The sequence below is a fragment of the Citrobacter sp. RHBSTW-00887 genome, assembly GCF_013728095.1.
GTDB classification, from domain to species: Bacteria; Pseudomonadota; Gammaproteobacteria; order Enterobacterales; family Enterobacteriaceae; genus Citrobacter; species Citrobacter braakii.
Genome location: NZ_CP056267.1, coordinates 401381 through 418634 on the forward strand (window position 1 = coordinate 401381; position 17254 = coordinate 418634).

The following is a 17254-nucleotide window of genomic DNA, read 5'->3' on the forward strand; positions in this document are numbered from 1 at the left end:
GCGGGCAGTTCCTGTCCGCGTTCTTTCCCTTCTCTGCGTAACCTGAAATTGCCGCTTATACTTGTGGCAAGTGTCGGCTCATTCAGGGAGGTCACGTGAAAAAACTCACCGATAAACAAAAGTCCAGACTCTGGGAACAACGGCGAAATGCCAATTTCCAGGCCAGTCGGCGGCTGGAGGGCGTGGATATTCCACGGGTGACTCTGAGCACGGAAGACGCCCTGGCGCGTCTTGAAGAGTTGAGGGGGCACTATGAGCGATAAATTCGGTGATGGACGCGATCCCTATTTGTATCCGGGCCTGAATGTCATGCGTAACCGTCTGGGGATTCATCAGGCGCAGCGCCTGGCGCAGGCGGCGTATGAACTGACGGCGCTGCGTGCGGCCACTATCGAATTAGGCCCGCTTAAACGGGGCTTGCCGCATCTGTGCGCCATTCATCGCCAACTGTATCGGGATATTTTTGACTGGGCGGGACATCTGCGAGAAGTGGATATTTACCAGGGCGATACCCGCTTTTGCCATTTCGCTTATATCGAGAAAGAGGGCAATGCGCTGATGCAGGACCTGGAAGACGAGTCCTGGTTGGTGGGGTTACCGGAAGATAAGTTTGTGGATCGTCTTGCGCACTATTATTGCGAAATCAACATGCTGCATCCGTTTCGTATTGGCAGCGGTCTGGCACAGCGAATTTTTTTCGAACAGTTAGCGATTCATGCCGGGTATATATTGAGCTGGGATGACATTCCGGTTGAGGAGTGGAACCTGGCTAATCAGAGTGGGGCGATGGGTGACCTGTCTGCGCTTCGGGCGATATTTCGTAAAGTGGTAAGCGAAGCCCCGGAAACTGAGTAGAATAGCGCGGTTCTTATGTACCGGAGCCGCCATGATCCTGCTTATCGATAACTATGATTCTTTTACCTGGAACCTGTACCAATACTTCTGCGAACTGGGCGCTGATGTCCTTGTCAGGCGCAACGACGAACTGACGCTGGCGCAAATCGACGCGCTAAGCCCGCAAAAAATCGTAATATCCCCAGGCCCCTGCACGCCGGATGACGCTGGGATCTCATTGGATGTTATTCGTCATTTCGCGGGCAAGACGCCCCTGCTGGGTGTTTGTCTGGGACATCAGGCTATGGCGCAGGCCTTTGGCGCGACAGTGGTTCGGGCAGCTAAAGTGATGCACGGTAAAACCTCGCCAATTACGCATAACGGGCAGGGTGTTTTTCAGGGGCTCGCAAACCCATTAACGGTGACGCGCTACCATTCTCTGGTGGTTGCCCCCGCGACGCTTCCTGACTGCTTTGAGGTGACGGCCTGGAGTGAAACGCAGGAGATTATGGGCATTCGTCACCGCGAGTGGGATATGGAAGGGGTGCAGTTTCACCCGGAGAGTATTCTCAGCGAGCAGGGGCATCAACTGCTGGCTAATTTCCTCAACCGGTGATTTGTGGTTGCTATTCAGTGATTTTTTATTCATATTTTGTGATTATAATTTCACTAGCATTTCTGCTTAACAGGGTGGCAATGACATGGCAACTGAACAAACTGCAATTACGCGCGCGACATTCGATGAAGTGATTCTGCCGATTTATGCACCGGCTGAGTTTATCCCGGTAAAAGGAAAAGGGAGTCGAGTCTGGGATCAACAGGGCAAAGAGTATGTTGATTTCGCGGGCGGCATTGCAGTTACTGCACTAGGGCATTGCCATCCGGCCCTGGTGGAGGCGTTAAAAACCCAGGGTGAAACCCTGTGGCATACCAGCAACGTTTTCACCAACGAACCGGCGTTGCGCCTGGGCCGTAAAATCATTGATGCGACCTTCGCCGAGCGCGTGCTGTTCATGAATTCGGGTACCGAAGCTAACGAAACCGCCTTTAAGCTGGCGCGCCACTATGCCTGCGTGCGCCATAGCCCGTTCAAAACCAAAATCATTGCCTTCCATAATGCGTTTCACGGTCGTTCGCTGTTTACCGTGTCCGTCGGCGGGCAGCCGAAATACTCTGACGGCTTTGGACCAAAACCAGCGGATATCATCCATGTACCGTTTAACGATCTGCATGCGGTCAAAGCGGTGATGGACGATCACACCTGTGCGGTGGTGGTTGAGCCTATTCAGGGGGAAGGTGGCGTCACTGCGGCAACGCCGGAATTCCTGCAAGGTTTGCGTGAACTTTGCGACCAACACCAGGCGCTATTGGTATTGGATGAAGTGCAGAGCGGGATGGGCCGTACCGGCGATCTGTTTGCCTATATGCACTACGGCGTGACGCCGGATATCCTCACCAGCGCGAAGGCTCTCGGCGGCGGCTTCCCGGTGAGCGCGGTGCTGACCACCCAAGAGATTGCCTCCGCATTTCACGTGGGTTCGCATGGTTCCACTTACGGTGGCAATCCGCTGGCCTGCGCAGTTGCGGGGGCCGCGTTTGATATCATCAACACGCCGGAAGTGTTGGAAGGTATTCAGGCTAAACGTCAGACGTTTGTCCAACATTTGCACAAAATTGATCAACAGTTCGACATTTTCAGCGATATTCGCGGGATGGGGCTGCTGATTGGCGCCGAGCTGAAGCCGCAGTTTAAAGGCCGGGCGCGCGATTTCCTGTATGCTGCCGCGCACGAAGGGGTGATGGTACTCAACGCCGGACCGGACGTGATGCGTTTCGCGCCGTCGCTAGTAGTTGAGCAGGCGGATATCGATGAAGGGATGCAGCGTTTCGCACAAGCGGTAGCGAAAGTCGTTGCCTGATTACCTGTTGCCGGATAAGCACAGCGCATCCGGCAGTCGATCTTAACCTTTCATGTCCCGCAGACGGCGGCTCAGCCAGATTCCGTGGTGCGGTCGCTGACGCCATGCTACCGACGAAATGGTGTGCATGGTGTTCAGATGCCCCAGTATCCGTTGCAGATGCTGCTCAAGGGTGCTTAACGGACCGTGGGACAGCATCTCTGGCGCTTCGAGAATATTCACATCGCCTGAGCTTCCCGGTCCGTCATATTCCAGCCGCTGCTGACAGCGCTGGAGCGCAATTTCACAGGATTCCAGATACCGCTGCGCTAAATCCGGCGTCAGCATTGTGTGTTCCCTTGCCAGTGTGGTCATCGCGTTGATGTGCTCGACGATGAACTGGCTGTGCGTGACCCACAGTTTCATGTCCGCCAGGTAGTGCGAGTTGAATCCTGGCTCCTGCATCGCCTGGTTCAGTGAGTTGAACAACGTGTTATGCGCCTGATTGACCCGCATGCGTTGATACGCCAGCGGCGTGGCCTGCGGATCGTTGCTGAGGATCAGGCGAATGGCTTCCTGATCGGCTTCTAACGCATCATGGGCGTTCTTACGCAGCAGGCCGCTCTGCCACTGCGGCCACAGCCAGAGTGTACCGCCAAAGGCGATTAAGCAGCCAATAACCGTATCGACAAACCGCGGCACGATAAACTGTTCTCCGTTCAGCGTCAGCAGTTGCAGGGTGTATACCGCCGTGACCGTAAAGCCGACGGTAGCCCAGCCGTAGTTTTTGCGCATGATCAGATAGCTACCCAGGGTAATCAGCAGCATGCCTGCCAGCGTGTAACCTTCCTGAATATGAAAGTGCAGGGTGACCCCGGCAATGACCAGTCCAACGAGCGTTCCTGCTGAACGGTGTAAAATACGTACCCGGGTTGCTCCGTAGCCATTTTGCGTGACGAACAGGATCGTCATCAAAATCCAGTAAGGCTTTGGCAGGTGTAAAGCGCTGCCCATCAGGCTGGCGATACTCAGCATGACGCTGATGCGCCCGGCATTACGCAGCGCCGGTGATTTCAACGACAGATAGTTTTTCAGGGCCGGGATCAGCGGCAACCGACGCTGCTTGTCCGCCATTAAATCTCGGGCGTACAGCGGTCGCTGGGTGCGTAGCACGCGGGCAATACGGCTGAAGTGCCAGTAGCAAAATTGTCCCACCGGATTGTCCGGATGCTGGTTGGCGATTTTCTCCAGCGTGCCAATCTGCTTGTCCATCGAGAAACGGGTCGGCAAACGGTGATACAAAATATCATCGGCCAGTACCCGAAGGCGTTCGGCGACGGTGCGCGCATTCCAGCGAATCACCTGTTCGGCGTGGCTGCGTTCGACCAGCTTTTGCACCTCTTCCGGCTGGTGAAGGCTGACGGAAATATGCTCCTGCAAGTCCAGCGCCTCCTGAAAGGCACGCAGCAGGCGCTTGTAATCGTTGTTGCGATGCGCCGACAGCATATGCATTTGCTGGTAGCACTGGGTAATCAGATCCACCGCTTTCTGCTGGCGAACCAGCAGGGGAGGCAGCGCTTTTTCCGGATCGGCATGCTGGGTCAGCAGGCTGTACTTGGCCTCACAGTAATCGGCTAATTCACGGTACAACAAGCTGAGCGATTCACGGAGCGGCTGCTCGCGCCACATCCAGAACCAGAACCAGTTGAACAGGCCGTACCATAACGTGCCCAGCGCATAGATCAGCAACGGTTCCCAGACGGGCATGTTCCCGACCAGGCTTAGCGTGAAAATCGCGGCGATAAGTGAGGCCGGTAACAGTCGGGCATGCAGAGGGCTGAGCTCGGCGGTTACGCCAAGAATTAGCGTCAGTCCGGTGAGGATAAGCGGCAGCGGTATGGCCTGTGCCAGCAGCAACTGCATGATCAGACTGCAACCGGCAAACAAAGACGCGCCAATAGCTAAACGTTTGAAAAAGCGCTTGTGCGGGGTATCAAGGCCGGCAATGTTGCAACAGGCAGGGACCAGGGAGAAGAGGAGTCCCAAATGAAGCTGACCGATGATCAGACCAACAGCCACAGGTAAACATAGCACCAGCGTCTGCCGTAGTGCGTAGTTGATCTCTGGGTGGTATATCAGTCTTCGCCACATCGGTGTAAACAAAAGTGGCGCATCACTGAGTAACGCGCCACTTCGATGGGGTTAACGGGTGCCGTAGACGACGATGGTCTTACCGTGTGCGGAGATCAGGTTCTGATCTTCCAGCATCTTCAGAATACGACCAACGGTCTCACGGGAGCAGCCAACGATCTGGCCGATTTCCTGACGGGTGATTTTAATCTGCATGCCGTCCGGGTGGGTCATCGCATCAGGCTGTTTCGCCAGATTCAGCAGAGTCTGCGCGATACGACCCGTTACGTCGAGGAAGGCAAGGTTGCCGACTTTTTCAGACGTGACCTGCAGGCGACGAGCCATCTGTGAAGACAGGCGCATCAGAATATCCGGGTTGACCTGGATTAATTGGCGAAATTTTTTGTATGAAATTTCAGCGACTTCACATGCGGTTTTGGCACGTACCCAGGCGCTACGTTCCTGACCTTCTTCGAAGAGGCCTAATTCACCAATAAAATCGCCCTGATTCAGATAAGAAAGGATCATTTCTTTCCCTTCTTCATCTTTGATCAGCACTGCCACTGAGCCTTTAACGATGTAATACAACGTTTCCGCTTTTTCACCCTGGTGAATCAGCGTGCTCTTCGATGGGTACTTATGAATATGGCAATGAGACAAGAACCATTCGAGAGTCGGGTCTGTTTGCGGTTTGCCAAGCACCATGCGCGGTTATCCTCTGTTATAAGCTGTCTCCAGAGCCAGAAAACGACGCTGCCTCTGGGTTTGCAAAAATATGCTTCCCGCTACCTGGGAAAGGGGCTGTCAAAAATTAACTGCAGCCTGTAATGTGATGTCCTCTGCATACATGCAGTACGTCAATGTATTACTGTAGCATCCTGACTGTTTTAGCATAGCTTTCGCCGTGTGTCTCCTGGTGTCTCGCTTCAGCATGACGCAGGTCGCCTTCCGTTGCGAGAATTGTTATGTACGCGTAATCTGTCAGGAAAATTGAAACATTGGAGTTACGAAATATGCAAGCGCGTGTAAAGTGGGTTGAGGGGTTAACCTTCCTCGGTGAGTCCGCCTCTGGTCACCAAATTTTGATGGACGGTAACTCCGGTGATAAAGCGCCGAGTCCGATGGAAATGGTATTAATGGCTGCGGGCGGTTGCAGCGCAATTGATGTGGTTTCGATCCTGCAAAAAGGTCGTCAGGATGTGACCAACTGCGAAGTGAAACTGACCTCAGAGCGTCGTGATGAAGCGCCGCGCCTGTTTACCCACATTAACCTGCATTTCATCGTAACGGGTAACGATCTGAAAGATGCGTCCGTTTCGCGCGCAGTCGATCTCTCTGCGGAAAAATATTGCTCCGTGGCGCTGATGCTGGAAAAGGCGGTGAACATTACCCACTCCTATGAAGTGGTTGCTGCTTCGTGATGTGATGCCTGATGGCGTTTCACTTATCAGGCCTACAGGATATAAACGCGTAGGCCGGATAAGGCATCAGCCGCCATCCGGCAAAATAACACCCTACTCAATCTTTTTGCCTTCCATCAGTCGCTGGACCAGCGGCAGCATAATCAATTCCATCGCCAGACCCATTTTCCCGCCCGGAACAACCAACGTATTGATATGGGAAATGAATGATCCCTGCAGCATGGCCAGTAGCCACGGGAAGTCGATCCCTTCCAGGTTCCGAAAATGAATCACGACAAAGCTTTCATCCAGTGATGGAATACTTTTGGCGGCAAAGGGGTTGGAGGTATCAACGGTCGGTACGCGCTGGAAGTTAATATGCGTACGGGAAAACTGCGGCGTAATGTAATTGATGTAATCGTCCATTGAGCGCACCACCGAGTCCATCACCGCTTCGCGCGAGTGTCCCCGTTCGCTGGTATCGCGGGTCAGCTTCTGAATCCATTCCAGGTTCACGATCGGCACTACGCCAACCAGCAGATCGACATGCCGGGCCACGTTTTGCTGTGGGGTTACGACGCCGCCGTGCAGTCCTTCATAGAACAGGACATCCGTCGGTTCAGGCAGCGGCTGCCAGGGCGTAAATGTACCCGGAACCTGATTCCACGGTACGGCCTCATCGTAGGTGTGCAGATATTTTCGCGACTGACCTTTGCCCGTCTGGCCGTATTCGATGAAGGTTTGCTCCAGCAGACCGAAGTCATTAGCTTCGGGGCCGAAATAGCTGATATGCCGCCCGGCATCGCGCGCTTTGCGAATCGCCATGTCCATTTCCGGACGGGTATAACGATGAAAACTGTCACCTTCCACCTCGGCGGCGCGCAGATTTAACTGCGCGAAAATTTTACGAAACGCGAGGCTGGTGGTGGTGGTCCCCGCGCCGCTGGACCCTGTTACCGCAATCACCGGATGTTTGGCAGACATAACAACTCCATGAATAGGTTGAATTTTTATTATAGTCGGCCGTCGGTTACGGATTACTCGTGAATCTGCTTCCTCGGCATAATGTTGACCGTTTCATGCAGTTCGGACCATACCAGCACAGCTTCACCAGATTGTAGTTGGCGTTTGACGTCGGCGACTTTTTGTTCGAGTGAGCGTTCATGTTCACCATAATCGGTGCCTTCGCGCAAGACAAAGCTTTCAATCAGATTGTCCAGCGCGTCCGGGGAGAGATCTTGCCAGGGGATGATCATGATGATGCCTCCAGATACGTTGTCAGCCAGTCCGGGATTCTGGATTCCAGCCACATCTCAGGATGGCGCAGCGTGCCGCCAATGAATCCGACGTGGCCGCCGTGTTCCGTCAGTTGATACTCTACCTGTGAGGGCAGATTTTCCGGTTTAGGGATCACGTGATGATCCATAAACGGATCGTCCTTAGCATGGATAATCAGCGTGGGTTTGGCGATCTGATTGAGCAACGGCATGGCGCTACACTGACGGTAATAGTCTATAGCATCGGCGAAACCGTGGATTTTGGCGGTGATCAGATCGTCAAAGTCGCGAATGCGACGCAGAGATTTCAACTGGCCCAGACTCACCGGCAGCGAGCCCGGATACGCCTCTAGCTTACGCGAGGCATTGGCTTTCAACAGGTTTAGCAAGTAGCGCTGATAAACCCGGGAGAATCCCTTGTCCATATGGTAACTACAGGCTTCCAGCACGAAAGGCGCGGAAACGATAACCGCGGCATCAATTGGAATCTCAGTACCTTCTTTTGCCAGCAGACAGGCCAGCATGTTTCCACCGAGCGAATAGCCTACCGCCGCGGTCGGCACGCGACCGAACTCACGTGCCAGCCAGTGTAAAAACCAGGTGCCATCTTCAGTCTCACCGGAGTGATAAATACGGTTCAGACGATTGGGTTCGCCGCTGCAGCCGCGAAAATGCATCACCACGCCCAGCCAGCCGCGCTTTTGCGCTGCTTCAATCAGGCCATGTGCGTACGGGCTGTTCAGACTGCCTTCCAGACCGTGAAAAACCACCAGGCGCGGTTTATGTTTCGCCTGTTGCGGATCTTCACTCCATGCCAGATCGACAAAATCACCGTCGGGCAATTCAAGACGCTGCCAGTGGGCGTCGAACTTCACCTTGCGGCGAATTAAACGCGGCAGCATCGTCTGCAGATGGCGGTTACTGATACCGCGCATCGGACGGAATTCTCGAGAATCGTCGGTAGGTGGAGTTATTTCTGTGGACGTGATTTCAACCATAACACCAGAGCAATTAATAATCGGAAAGAATAACTATACCGCGCACAGCGCGTGCGGGTTAGCCAATATGTGATTTTGTCGCGAGTCAGTCAGCAGGCAATCATCGGCTATAGTGCCGGATGGCGGCTTCGCCTTATCCGGCACTCATGATTACTCGGCCAGCATCTGCTCAAGCTGTTCCTGAGCCTCCAGCCAGGCCATCTCGCACTCTTCCAGTCCGGATTTCGCACTGGCCTGCTGCTGCAAGCATGCTGTGAGTTCGGCTTTGCGGCTTTGGTCGTACAGTTCGCTATCGCCGAGTTTTTCTTCCGCCTGCGCCAGCTGTGCGTGCAGTTTCTCCATCTCTTTTTCCAGACGGGTAATCTCTTTACGTAGCGGTTGCGTCAGGGTGCGTAGTTCAGCTTCGCGACGCTTCTGGTCTTTACGTGCCTGGGCGCTGTTAACGCTCTCTTTTACCGGTTCGTCGCTCTGGTTTTCCTGTTTTTGCACATCGCTCAGCCACTGCTGATAATCCTCAAGATCGCCATCAAACGGCTCGACTTTCTTGTCGTGCACCAGATAGAGGTCATCGGTAGTAGAGCGAATCAGGTGACGGTCGTGCGAGACCACAACCAGTGCGCCTTCGAAATCGATCAGCGCTTCGGTCAGCGCCTGACGCATATCCAAATCCAGGTGGTTGGTCGGTTCATCAAGCAGCAGCAGGTTCGGGCGCTGCCAGACGATCAATGCCAGCACCAGACGCGCTTTTTCACCTCCGGAGAAGCGGCGAGTCTCTTCGCTGACTTTATCGCCCTGGAAGCCGAATCCGCCGAGGTAGTCTCGCAGTTTCTGCTCCAGCTCCTGCGGCGCCATGCGCGCAAGGTGCTGAATCGGTGATTCATCGGCGCGTAAAAACTCCAGCTGGTGCTGTGCGAAGTAACCCAGCTTGATGCCTTTTGCCAGGCCAATCTCGCCGCTGATGGGAGCCAGTTCGCCGGCCAGCAGCTTAATCAGCGTAGATTTACCCGCGCCGTTGCGTCCGAGCAGGCCGATGCGAGACCCCGGCACCAGATTCAGTTTGATCGAATCGAGAATGACGCGGTCGCCGTAGCCGGCGCTGACCTTTTCCATCTTTAACAGCGGGTTCGGCAGGCTTTCCGGCTCGCGGAAGCTGAAGTGGAACGGGTTGTCCACGTGCGCAGGGGCAATCAGCTCCATGCGTTCCAGCATTTTGATACGGCTCTGCGCCTGCTTTGCTTTGGTGGCTTTAGCGCGGAAACGATCGATATAGCTTTGCAGATGCGCTACGCGCTCCTGCTGGCTTTCGTACATTGCCTGTTGCTGTGCGAGGCGGGTCGCTCGCTGGATTTCAAACGCGCTGTAGTTGCCGGTGTACTCGAACATCGTTTGCTGTTCGATATGAATAATTTTATCCACCACCGGGTCGAGGAAGTCGCGGTCGTGGGAGATCAAAATCAGCGTGCCCTGATAGCTTTTCAGCCATCTTTCCAGCCAGATCACCGCGTCGAGATCGAGGTGGTTGGTCGGTTCATCGAGCAGCAGCAGGTCTGAACGGCAAATCAGCGCCTGAGCCAGGTTGAGACGCATACGCCAGCCACCGGAGAAATCGCTGACGGGACGTTCAAGCTGTTCGTTGGAGAAGCCGAGGCCATGCAGCAGGCTGGCGGCGCGTGAGCGCACAGTCCAGGCGTCAATGGCATCCAGCTTGCCATGGACGGTGGCAATGGCATGTCCATCGTTACGTTCGTTGGCATCGTTCAACTGTGCTTCCAGTTGACGATACTCGCGGTCGCCGTCAATCACATACTCCAACGCCGGCTGTGGCAACGCAGGCGTTTCCTGATTAACCCACGCGAGCTGCCAGTTTCCCGGATAGGTAAATCCTCCGGCGTCGGCGCTGAGTTCATTTTTCAGCAATGCCAGCAGGGTAGATTTACCGCAGCCATTTTTACCTACCAGGCCAACTTTCTGCCCTGGATTAATGGTGGCCGTGGCATTTTCCAGCAAGACGCGCACGCCGCGACGAATTTGTAACGATGAGAAAACAATCATAAGGCGCCGTATGTTCAGACTATGTTAATTTATCATTATGATAATGTAATGTGTGGGCCATTTGCCGCACCGAGGCGCAATGGTAGCCCAAAACGTCGAAAATAGACAAAAGACAAAACCGGGAGGGGGATGATGTTCCAGCCAGCGAAAGTCTTGCTGCTGTATGCCCATCCGGAATCTCAGGACTCGGTCGCGAACCGGGTACTGCTTAAACCGGCCATGCAGCTCAGCAATGTTACCGTGCACGACCTGTACGCGCACTATCCTGACTTTTTTATCGACATTCCGCATGAGCAGGCGCTGCTGCGCGAGCATGATGTGATTGTTTTTCAGCATCCGCTCTACACCTATAGCTGCCCGGCGTTGTTAAAGGAGTGGCTTGACCGTGTACTGAGCCGAGGATTTGCCAGCGGCCCCGGGGGGAATCAACTGGCGGGAAAGTACTGGCGGAGCGTTATCACTACCGGCGAGCCGGAAAGCGCCTACCGCTATGACGCGCTAAACCGTTATCCAATGAGCGATGTACTGCGCCCTTTTGAGCTAACGGCCGGTATGTGCCGCATGCACTGGATGAGCCCTATCATTGTCTACTGGGCCAGACGGCAAACGAAGCAGGAGCTGGACAGCCATGCGAAAGCGTATGGTGACTGGCTGGCGAATCCGATCCCTGTGGGAGGCCGCTGATGGAAGGTTCTGATTTATTGACAGCCGGCGTGTTGTTCCTCTTCGCGGCGGTGGCTGCCGTTCCTCTGGCCTCAAAACTGGGTATCGGTCCGGTGCTGGGTTACTTGCTAGCGGGGATTGCTATTGGCCCATGGGGATTAGGGTTCATCAGCGATGTGGATGAAATCTTACACTTTTCCGAACTGGGCGTAGTTTTTCTGATGTTCATCATTGGGCTGGAACTTAATCCAGCCAAACTGTGGCAATTGCGGCGTTCAATTTTTGGCGTCGGCGCCGCGCAAGTGATGCTAAGCGCGGTCGTGCTGGCAGGGCTACTGATGCTTACAGCGTTCTCCTGGCAGGCAGCAGTGGTTGGCGGCATTGGTCTGGCGATGTCATCGACCGCTATGGCGCTACAGTTGATGCGCGAAAAAGGCATGAATCGCAGTGAATCCGGACAACTGGGCTTTTCGGTGCTGCTATTTCAGGATCTGGCGGTGATCCCCGCGTTGGCGCTGGTTCCGCTGCTGGCGGGGTCTGCTGACGAACATTTTGACTGGATCAAAGTGGGGATGAAGGTGCTGGCCTTTGCCGGCATGCTGATAGGTGGGCGTTATTTGCTGCGTCCGGTTTTCCGCTTTATTGCGGATTCTGGCGTGCGGGAAGTGTTCACCGCTGCCACGCTGCTGTTAGTGCTGGGTTCTGCTTTATTTATGGATGCGCTGGGTTTGTCGATGGCGCTGGGGACTTTTATCGCGGGCGTTCTGCTGGCGGAAAGCGAATACCGACATGAGCTGGAAACGGCAATCGATCCGTTTAAAGGCCTGTTGCTTGGCCTGTTTTTTATCTCCGTAGGTATGTCGCTTAACCTTGGCGTGCTCTATACCCATATTTTATGGGTAGCGGCGAGCGTGATGGTGCTGGTGGTCGTAAAAATGCTGGTGTTGTATGTACTGGCGCGTCTTAACGGCATGAGAAGCTCAGAACGGATGCAGTTTGCCGGGGTTTTAAGTCAGGGCGGTGAATTCGCTTTCGTGCTGTTTTCAACGGCCTCTTCCCAACGGCTGTTTCAGGGTGACCAAATGGCGCTGTTGTTGGTGACCGTCACGCTATCGATGATGACCACGCCGCTGGTGATGAAGTTGATTGATAAATGGCTCTCCCGCCAGTTTAACGGCACGGATGAAGAAGATGAAAAACCCTGGGTGGAAGATGATAAACCGCAGGTGATTGTGGTGGGTTTCGGGCGCTTTGGTCAGGTTATTGGTCGTCTGTTGATGGCCAATAAAATGCGTATTACCGTCCTGGAAAGAGATATCAGCGCAGTGAATTTAATGCGCAAATATGGCTATAAGGTCTATTACGGTGATGCCACGCAGGTGGATCTGTTGCGTTCCGCGGGTGCAGAAGCCGCACAGTCTATTGTTATTACCTGTAATGAACCTGAAGACACTATGAAGCTGGTGGAGCTATGCCAACAGTATTTTCCGCATTTGCATATTCTTGCGCGTGCGCGCGGACGTGTAGAGGCGCATGAGTTATTACAGGCTGGTGTGACGCAGTTTTCCCGCGAAACATTTTCCAGTGCGCTGGAGTTAGGGCGAAAAACGCTGGTTACGCTAGGGATGCATCCGCACCAGGCTCAGCGCGCTCAGCTGCATTTTCGGCGGCTGGATATGCGCATGTTGCGGGAACTGATCCCCATGCACACGGATACGGTACAAATCTCCCGAGCCAGGGAAGCCCGGCGCGAGCTTGAGGAGATTTTCCAACGAGAGATGCAGCAAGAGCGACGTCAGCTGGATGGCTGGGATGAATTTGAGTAGAGGTAACCATGGCAATTCGTAAACGTTTTATCGCAGGCGCAAAATGTCCGTCCTGCCAGGCGCAGGATACGCTAGCGATGTGGCGCGAAAATAATATCGATATTGTTGAGTGTGTTAAGTGCGGTCATCAGATGCGGGAAGCGGATAAAGAGGCGCGCGAGCACGTTCGCAAAGAAGAGCAAGTGATCGGGATTTTTCATCCGGACTAGCGATATGGCGCAGCTTTTTTTAAGCTAGAGGGTACACGGGTGCAGAATTCCGCTACAATCTGCGCCACTATTCTTTCCATGCTCAGGAGATATCATGAAAGTAGCAAAGGACCTGGTGGTCAGCCTGGCCTATCAGGTACGTACAGAAGACGGTGTGTTGGTTGATGAGTCTCCGGTGAGTGCACCGCTGGACTACCTGCATGGTCACGGTTCCCTGATTTCTGGCCTGGAAACAGCGCTGGACGGTCATGAAGTTGGCGACAAATTCGATGTTGCTGTTGGCGCAAACGACGCATACGGTCAGTACGACGAAAACCTGGTGCAGCGCGTTCCTAAAGACGTCTTCATGGGCGTTGACGAACTGCAGGTTGGCATGCGTTTCCTGGCTGAAACTGACCAGGGTCCAGTACCGGTAGAAATTACCGAAGTGGAAGACGACCACGTTGTGGTTGACGGTAACCACATGCTGGCTGGCCAGAACCTGAAATTCAACGTAGAAGTTGTCGCTATCCGCGAAGCGACCGAAGAAGAGCTGGCTCACGGCCACGTTCACGGTGCGCACGGTCACGACCACGATCATGACCACGGTCATGACGGTTGCTGCGGTGGTCACGGTCACGACCATGGTCACGAGCACGGTGGTGAAGGCTGCTGCGGCGGTGGCGGTAAAGGTAACGGCGGCGGTTGCGGTTGCCACTAATCGTTATACGGCATAAAAAAAAAGCGGGAATATCCCGCTTTTTTTATGTCTCAATAATGTGGCGGCGGGGTCTCTTCAGACTGCGACGCGATGTGGGACGGCTGCGTTGCCTTGAGCTTCTCCGTCAATAAACGCAGATGGTCGCGGAGTTTTGCCATTTCCAGTTCATGCGCGGTCACCGTCACGTTGAGCTCTTCAATGGTTATCTCCTGAAATGCCAGGCGACTTTCCAGTTCAGCCAGGCGAGTTTCCATTGTTGTATCCTGCATGATTCACCTCTTTCTTTTTTTCTCCGGCAGATCGCGGACTGCGGCGAATTCTACTTAACTTTGCCTGTTTGCACAGCACTCAATCTTCGGTCACGAAACTAATTTAAACAAAAAGAGTCTGAAAAGTGGTGATAATAGGGCGTGCCCGTATGTTGATTTGTTCTGCAACGCTTTATAGTACATTTTTATGTTAGCTAACCTTGGGGTGAGATGCCCCGGCCCTGGAGATATGGATGAAATCACTGTTTAAAGTAACGCTGCTGGCGACCACAATGGCTGTTGCTCTGTATGCCCCGATCACCTTCGCTGCTGACGCTGCGAAACCAGCCGCTACTGCTGACAGCAAAGCAGCATTCAAGAATGACGACCAAAAAGCCGCTTACGCGCTGGGCGCGTCCCTGGGTCGTTATATGGAAAACTCTCTGAAAGAGCAGGAAAAACTGGGCATCAAACTGGATAAAGATCAGCTGATCGCTGGCGTTCAGGATGCGTTTGCAGACAAGAGCAAACTGTCTGACCAGGAAATCGAACAAACTCTGCAGGCGTTTGAAGCACGCGTGAAGAGCTCCGCTCAGGCGAAAATGGAAAAAGACGCGGCTGACAATGAAGCCAAAGGTAAAGTTTACCGCGAGAAATTTGCTAAAGAGAAGGGCGTTAAAACCTCTTCTACTGGCCTGGTCTATAAAGTAGAGAAAGAAGGTACCGGCGCTGCACCGAAAGATAGCGATACCGTGGTAGTCAACTACAAAGGTACACTGATTGATGGTAAAGAGTTTGATAACTCTTATACCCGCGGTGAGCCGCTCTCTTTCCGTCTTGACGGTGTGATCCCTGGCTGGACCGAAGGCCTGAAAAACATCAAGAAAGGCGGCAAAATCCAGCTGGTTATCCCGCCGGATCTGGCTTACGGCAAAACCGGCGTACCGGGCATTCCGGCTAACTCTACGCTGGTCTTTGATGTTGAACTGTTAGACATCAAACCGGCACCGAAAGCCGATGCGCAGCCAGATGCTGCACCGGCAGCTAAAGCTGCGGACAGCAGCAAAAAGTAAGTAACCAGATACCGCCGCCCACAGGGCGGCGGTTTTTTATTATCGACAGGATATAATTAATACTGGAAAGCGCCTTGTGCGCTGTATTACTTTAGATGCCCCTATAATAGTGATGAGCCTGCCCTGACAACATAACGACAGGCTCCTGAAAAGGAGTGCTTTTTTTCATGTCCAGGTCGCTTTTAACCAACGAAACCAGTGAGCTAGATTTACTGGATCAACGTCCTTTCGATCAAACCGATTTCGATATCCTCAAATCCTACGAAGCGGTTGTGGACGGGTTGGCGATGCTCATTGGTTCCCATTGTGAAATCGTATTGCACTCTTTGCAGGATTTGAAATGCTCGGCCATCCGCATTGCTAACGGTGAACACACGGGCCGCAAAATTGGCTCGCCGATTACTGACCTTGCGTTGCGTATGCTGCATGATATGACGGGTGCGGATAGCAGCGTGTCGAAGTGTTACTTCACACGTGCGAAAAGCGGTGTCTTGATGAAGTCGGTGACGATTGCCATTCGTAACCGTGAGCATCGCGTGATTGGTCTGCTGTGCATCAACATGAACCTTGATGTTCCATTCTCGCAGATAATGAATACCTTTATCCCACCGGAAACCCCGGAAGTGGGTTCTGCCGTTAACTTCGCTTCTTCGGTGGAAGACCTGGTTACCCAAACGTTGGAATTCACGATTGAAGAAGTGAATGCCGATCGTAATGTTTCCAACAATGCCAAGAATCGCCAGATTGTCCTGAATCTGTATGAGAAAGGTATCTTCGATATTAAAGATGCCATTAACCAAGTCGCCGATCGGCTGAACATCTCCAAGCACACGGTTTACCTCTATATTCGTCAGTTCAAAAGCGGCGATTTCCAGGGGCAAGACAAGTAATGCGTTTTGCCATTATGGTGACGGGGCCAGCTTATGGCACGCAGCAGGCGAGCAGCGCGTTGCAATTTGCTCACGCGTTACTCAAAGAAGGGCATGAGCTATGCAGCGTCTTTTTCTATCGTGAAGGTGTGTATAACGCCAACTTCCTGACTTCACCAGCCAGTGATGAATATGATCTGGTGCGGGCCTGGCAACAGCTGAACCAGCTGCATGGCGTGACGCTGAATATCTGCGTAGCTGCGGCGCTGCGTCGCGGCGTCGTTGATGAAACAGAAGCGAAGCGACTGGGACTGGCAGGGGCTAATTTACAATCAGGTTTTAACCTCAGCGGGCTGGGTTCGCTGGCTGAGGCATCCCTGACCTGCGATCGCGTGGTGCAGTTTTAATGAAACGTGTTGCTTTTGTCTTTTCTACCGTGCCGCATGGCAGTTCGTCTGGCCGCGAAGGGTTAGATGCCTTACTGGCGACATCGGCGTTAACGGAAGACCTCGGCGTATTTTTTATCGGCGATGGCGTTTTTCAAATCCTCCAGGGACAACAACCGGATGTCGTGCTGGCTCGCGACTATATCGCAACCTTCAAGCTGTTAGGGTTGTACGATATCGATCAATGTTGGCTTTGTGCCGCCTCATTGCGCGAGCGAGGCCTCCAACAGGGGGATAATTTTGTGGTCGATGCGACAGCGTTGGAACCGGAAGATTTACGCCGTGAGCTAGGCAACTATGACGTCATTTTAAGGTTTTGAGATACTCATGCTGCACACATTACATCGTTCCGCGTGGCTTACCGATTTCTCCTCTCTTCTTCGCCTGATTGATAAAGACGATGAACTTTTATTGCTTCAGGATGGCGTGACCGCGGCAATAGAAGGAAGCCGTTTCCTTGAAAGTCTGCAAAATGCCTCCATTAAGGTCTATGTACTGGAAGAAGACATTAAAGCTCGCGGCTTAGGTGGTCAAATTTCAGACAGTGTCGTCAGGGTTAGCTATACTGACTTCGTCAGACTTACGGTGAAGCATCCCAGCCAGATGTCCTGGTAATTGTGGGATCGTTGTA

Annotated in this window: 20 protein-coding genes and 1 pseudogene; 14 read left to right on the forward strand and 7 right to left on the reverse strand. The window is 53.4% G+C overall.

Annotation, left to right across the window (positions count from 1 at the left end; all coding sequences use genetic code 11):
* The first annotated feature begins 95 nt into the window (after positions 1-95).
* From HV314_RS01795 to argD, 4 genes are all read left to right on the forward strand, one after another.
* Positions 96-263, forward strand: a complete 168-nt coding sequence (locus HV314_RS01795; RefSeq protein WP_016157626.1) for a YhfG family protein — start codon at positions 96-98, stop codon at positions 261-263.
* Complete coding sequence (locus HV314_RS01800; protein ID WP_019078159.1) at positions 253-855, forward strand: putative adenosine monophosphate-protein transferase Fic; 603 nt, start codon at positions 253-255, stop codon at positions 853-855. Before HV314_RS01795 ends, HV314_RS01800 begins: the two co-directional genes overlap by 11 nt.
* 31 nt (positions 856-886) lie before the next feature.
* On the forward strand, positions 887-1450 hold the full coding sequence (gene pabA / locus HV314_RS01805; protein WP_016154776.1) for an aminodeoxychorismate synthase component 2: 564 nt from the start codon (positions 887-889) through the stop codon (positions 1448-1450).
* A gap of 85 nt (positions 1451-1535) precedes the next feature.
* Positions 1536-2753 carry a bifunctional acetylornithine/succinyldiaminopimelate transaminase gene (gene argD / locus HV314_RS01810; RefSeq protein WP_019078160.1) on the forward strand — a complete coding sequence of 406 codons (1218 nt, stop codon included), beginning with the start codon at positions 1536-1538 and terminating at the stop codon, positions 2751-2753.
* A 42-nt stretch (positions 2754-2795) separates the two neighbouring features.
* Here argD and HV314_RS01815 read toward each other — a convergent pair whose 3' ends face one another.
* The gene (locus HV314_RS01815; protein ID WP_016154774.1) at positions 2796-4883 is read right to left on the reverse strand and encodes a YccS/YhfK family putative transporter; all 2088 of its coding nucleotides are present in this window, start codon (positions 4881-4883) and stop codon (positions 2796-2798) included.
* Between the two features lie 51 nt (positions 4884-4934).
* Positions 4935-5567, reverse strand: coding sequence for a cAMP-activated global transcriptional regulator CRP (crp, locus tag HV314_RS01820; RefSeq protein WP_000242758.1), 633 nt, complete (start codon positions 5565-5567; stop codon positions 4935-4937).
* Positions 5568-5875: 308 nt separating this feature from the next.
* Between crp and HV314_RS01825 the strand changes: the two genes are divergently transcribed.
* Positions 5876-6283, forward strand: coding sequence for an OsmC family protein (locus HV314_RS01825; RefSeq protein WP_016154773.1), 408 nt, complete (start codon positions 5876-5878; stop codon positions 6281-6283).
* Positions 6284-6376: 93 nt separating this feature from the next.
* On the opposite strand, the gene HV314_RS01830 is transcribed toward HV314_RS01825, so the two are convergent.
* The 4 genes and pseudogenes from HV314_RS01830 to HV314_RS01845 all read right to left on the reverse strand — a co-directional run bounded on the left by HV314_RS01830 (position 6377) and on the right by HV314_RS01845 (position 10589).
* A complete protein-coding gene (locus HV314_RS01830; RefSeq protein ID WP_003827751.1) occupies positions 6377-7246 on the reverse strand; it encodes a phosphoribulokinase in 870 nt (289 codons plus the stop codon).
* Between the two features lie 53 nt (positions 7247-7299).
* Positions 7300-7518 carry a YheU family protein gene (locus HV314_RS01835; protein ID WP_114681393.1) on the reverse strand — a complete coding sequence of 73 codons (219 nt, stop codon included), beginning with the start codon at positions 7516-7518 and terminating at the stop codon, positions 7300-7302.
* A pseudogene (locus HV314_RS01840) lies at positions 7515-8583 on the reverse strand (hydrolase). Before HV314_RS01840 ends, HV314_RS01835 begins: the two are co-directional and overlap by 4 nt.
* Before the next feature lie 104 nt (positions 8584-8687).
* Positions 8688-10589 (reverse strand): ABC transporter ATP-binding protein, encoded by a 1902-nt coding sequence (locus tag HV314_RS01845; RefSeq protein WP_016154771.1) that lies wholly within the window; start codon positions 10587-10589, stop codon positions 8688-8690.
* Between the two features lie 132 nt (positions 10590-10721).
* Here HV314_RS01845 and kefG point away from each other — a divergent pair, with 132 nt between their 5' ends.
* The 4 genes from kefG (at position 10722) to slyD (ending at position 13987) form a co-directional block, all read left to right on the forward strand.
* Positions 10722-11273, forward strand: a complete 552-nt coding sequence (gene kefG / locus HV314_RS01850) for a glutathione-regulated potassium-efflux system ancillary protein KefG (protein WP_003023629.1) — start codon at positions 10722-10724, stop codon at positions 11271-11273.
* Positions 11273-13078 carry a glutathione-regulated potassium-efflux system protein KefB gene (kefB, locus tag HV314_RS01855; RefSeq protein WP_016154769.1) on the forward strand — a complete coding sequence of 602 codons (1806 nt, stop codon included), beginning with the start codon at positions 11273-11275 and terminating at the stop codon, positions 13076-13078. Before kefG ends, kefB begins: the two co-directional genes overlap by 1 nt.
* Positions 13079-13086: 8 nt before the next feature.
* Positions 13087-13287: a YheV family putative zinc ribbon protein gene (locus HV314_RS01860; RefSeq protein WP_016154768.1), complete on the forward strand. Its 201-nt coding sequence runs from the start codon at positions 13087-13089 to the stop codon at positions 13285-13287.
* Between the two features lie 94 nt (positions 13288-13381).
* Positions 13382-13987: a peptidylprolyl isomerase gene (gene slyD / locus HV314_RS01865; RefSeq protein ID WP_003023634.1), complete on the forward strand. Its 606-nt coding sequence runs from the start codon at positions 13382-13384 to the stop codon at positions 13985-13987.
* A gap of 50 nt (positions 13988-14037) precedes the next feature.
* On the opposite strand, the gene HV314_RS01870 is transcribed toward slyD, so the two are convergent.
* The gene (locus HV314_RS01870; RefSeq protein ID WP_003023639.1) at positions 14038-14256 is read right to left on the reverse strand and encodes a protein SlyX; all 219 of its coding nucleotides are present in this window, start codon (positions 14254-14256) and stop codon (positions 14038-14040) included.
* Positions 14257-14489: 233 nt separating this feature from the next.
* Between HV314_RS01870 and fkpA the strand changes: the two genes are divergently transcribed.
* The 5 genes from fkpA to tusB all read left to right on the forward strand — a co-directional run bounded on the left by fkpA (position 14490) and on the right by tusB (position 17238).
* Entirely contained in the window at positions 14490-15308 is an 819-nt protein-coding gene (fkpA, locus tag HV314_RS01875) for an FKBP-type peptidyl-prolyl cis-trans isomerase (protein WP_181547198.1), read from the forward strand.
* 167 nt (positions 15309-15475) lie between these two features.
* Entirely contained in the window at positions 15476-16198 is a 723-nt protein-coding gene (locus tag HV314_RS01880) for a helix-turn-helix transcriptional regulator (protein WP_003023643.1), read from the forward strand.
* Complete coding sequence (tusD, locus tag HV314_RS01885; RefSeq protein ID WP_181547200.1) at positions 16198-16584, forward strand: sulfurtransferase complex subunit TusD; 387 nt, start codon at positions 16198-16200, stop codon at positions 16582-16584. The genes HV314_RS01880 and tusD overlap by 1 nt, the downstream gene beginning before the upstream one ends.
* Positions 16584-16943, forward strand: a complete 360-nt coding sequence (gene tusC / locus HV314_RS01890; protein WP_016154765.1) for a sulfurtransferase complex subunit TusC — start codon at positions 16584-16586, stop codon at positions 16941-16943. The genes tusD and tusC overlap by 1 nt, the downstream gene beginning before the upstream one ends.
* A gap of 7 nt (positions 16944-16950) precedes the next feature.
* Positions 16951-17238 carry a sulfurtransferase complex subunit TusB gene (tusB, locus tag HV314_RS01895; protein WP_016157620.1) on the forward strand — a complete coding sequence of 96 codons (288 nt, stop codon included), beginning with the start codon at positions 16951-16953 and terminating at the stop codon, positions 17236-17238.
* Positions 17239-17254: the final 16 nt, after the last annotated feature.

Bases quoted from the DNA above. Each gene is read 5' to 3' on its own strand.
- argD (WP_019078160.1), top strand. From the start codon at position 1,536: ATGGCAACTGAACAAACTGCAATTACGCGCGCGACATTCGATGAAGTG.
- HV314_RS01880 (WP_003023643.1), top strand. From the start codon at position 15,476: ATGTCCAGGTCGCTTTTAACCAACGAAACCAGTGAGCTAGATTTACTG.
- HV314_RS01830 (WP_003827751.1), bottom strand. From the start codon at position 7,246: ATGTCTGCCAAACATCCGGTGATTGCGGTAACAGGGTCCAGCGGCGCG.
- fkpA (WP_181547198.1), top strand. From the start codon at position 14,490: ATGAAATCACTGTTTAAAGTAACGCTGCTGGCGACCACAATGGCTGTT.
- tusC (WP_016154765.1), top strand. From the start codon at position 16,584: ATGAAACGTGTTGCTTTTGTCTTTTCTACCGTGCCGCATGGCAGTTCG.
- HV314_RS01845 (WP_016154771.1), bottom strand. From the start codon at position 10,589: ATGATTGTTTTCTCATCGTTACAAATTCGTCGCGGCGTGCGCGTCTTG.
- HV314_RS01825 (WP_016154773.1), top strand. From the start codon at position 5,876: ATGCAAGCGCGTGTAAAGTGGGTTGAGGGGTTAACCTTCCTCGGTGAG.
- slyD (WP_003023634.1), top strand. From the start codon at position 13,382: ATGAAAGTAGCAAAGGACCTGGTGGTCAGCCTGGCCTATCAGGTACGT.
- HV314_RS01860 (WP_016154768.1), top strand. From the start codon at position 13,087: ATGGCAATTCGTAAACGTTTTATCGCAGGCGCAAAATGTCCGTCCTGC.
- HV314_RS01835 (WP_114681393.1), bottom strand. From the start codon at position 7,518: ATGATCATCCCCTGGCAAGATCTCTCCCCGGACGCGCTGGACAATCTG.
- tusB (WP_016157620.1), top strand. From the start codon at position 16,951: ATGCTGCACACATTACATCGTTCCGCGTGGCTTACCGATTTCTCCTCT.
- crp (WP_000242758.1), bottom strand. From the start codon at position 5,567: ATGGTGCTTGGCAAACCGCAAACAGACCCGACTCTCGAATGGTTCTTG.
- HV314_RS01870 (WP_003023639.1), bottom strand. From the start codon at position 14,256: ATGCAGGATACAACAATGGAAACTCGCCTGGCTGAACTGGAAAGTCGC.
- kefG (WP_003023629.1), top strand. From the start codon at position 10,722: ATGTTCCAGCCAGCGAAAGTCTTGCTGCTGTATGCCCATCCGGAATCT.
- tusD (WP_181547200.1), top strand. From the start codon at position 16,198: ATGCGTTTTGCCATTATGGTGACGGGGCCAGCTTATGGCACGCAGCAG.
- kefB (WP_016154769.1), top strand. From the start codon at position 11,273: ATGGAAGGTTCTGATTTATTGACAGCCGGCGTGTTGTTCCTCTTCGCG.
- pabA (WP_016154776.1), top strand. From the start codon at position 887: ATGATCCTGCTTATCGATAACTATGATTCTTTTACCTGGAACCTGTAC.
- HV314_RS01800 (WP_019078159.1), top strand. From the start codon at position 253: ATGAGCGATAAATTCGGTGATGGACGCGATCCCTATTTGTATCCGGGC.
- HV314_RS01815 (WP_016154774.1), bottom strand. From the start codon at position 4,883: ATGTGGCGAAGACTGATATACCACCCAGAGATCAACTACGCACTACGG.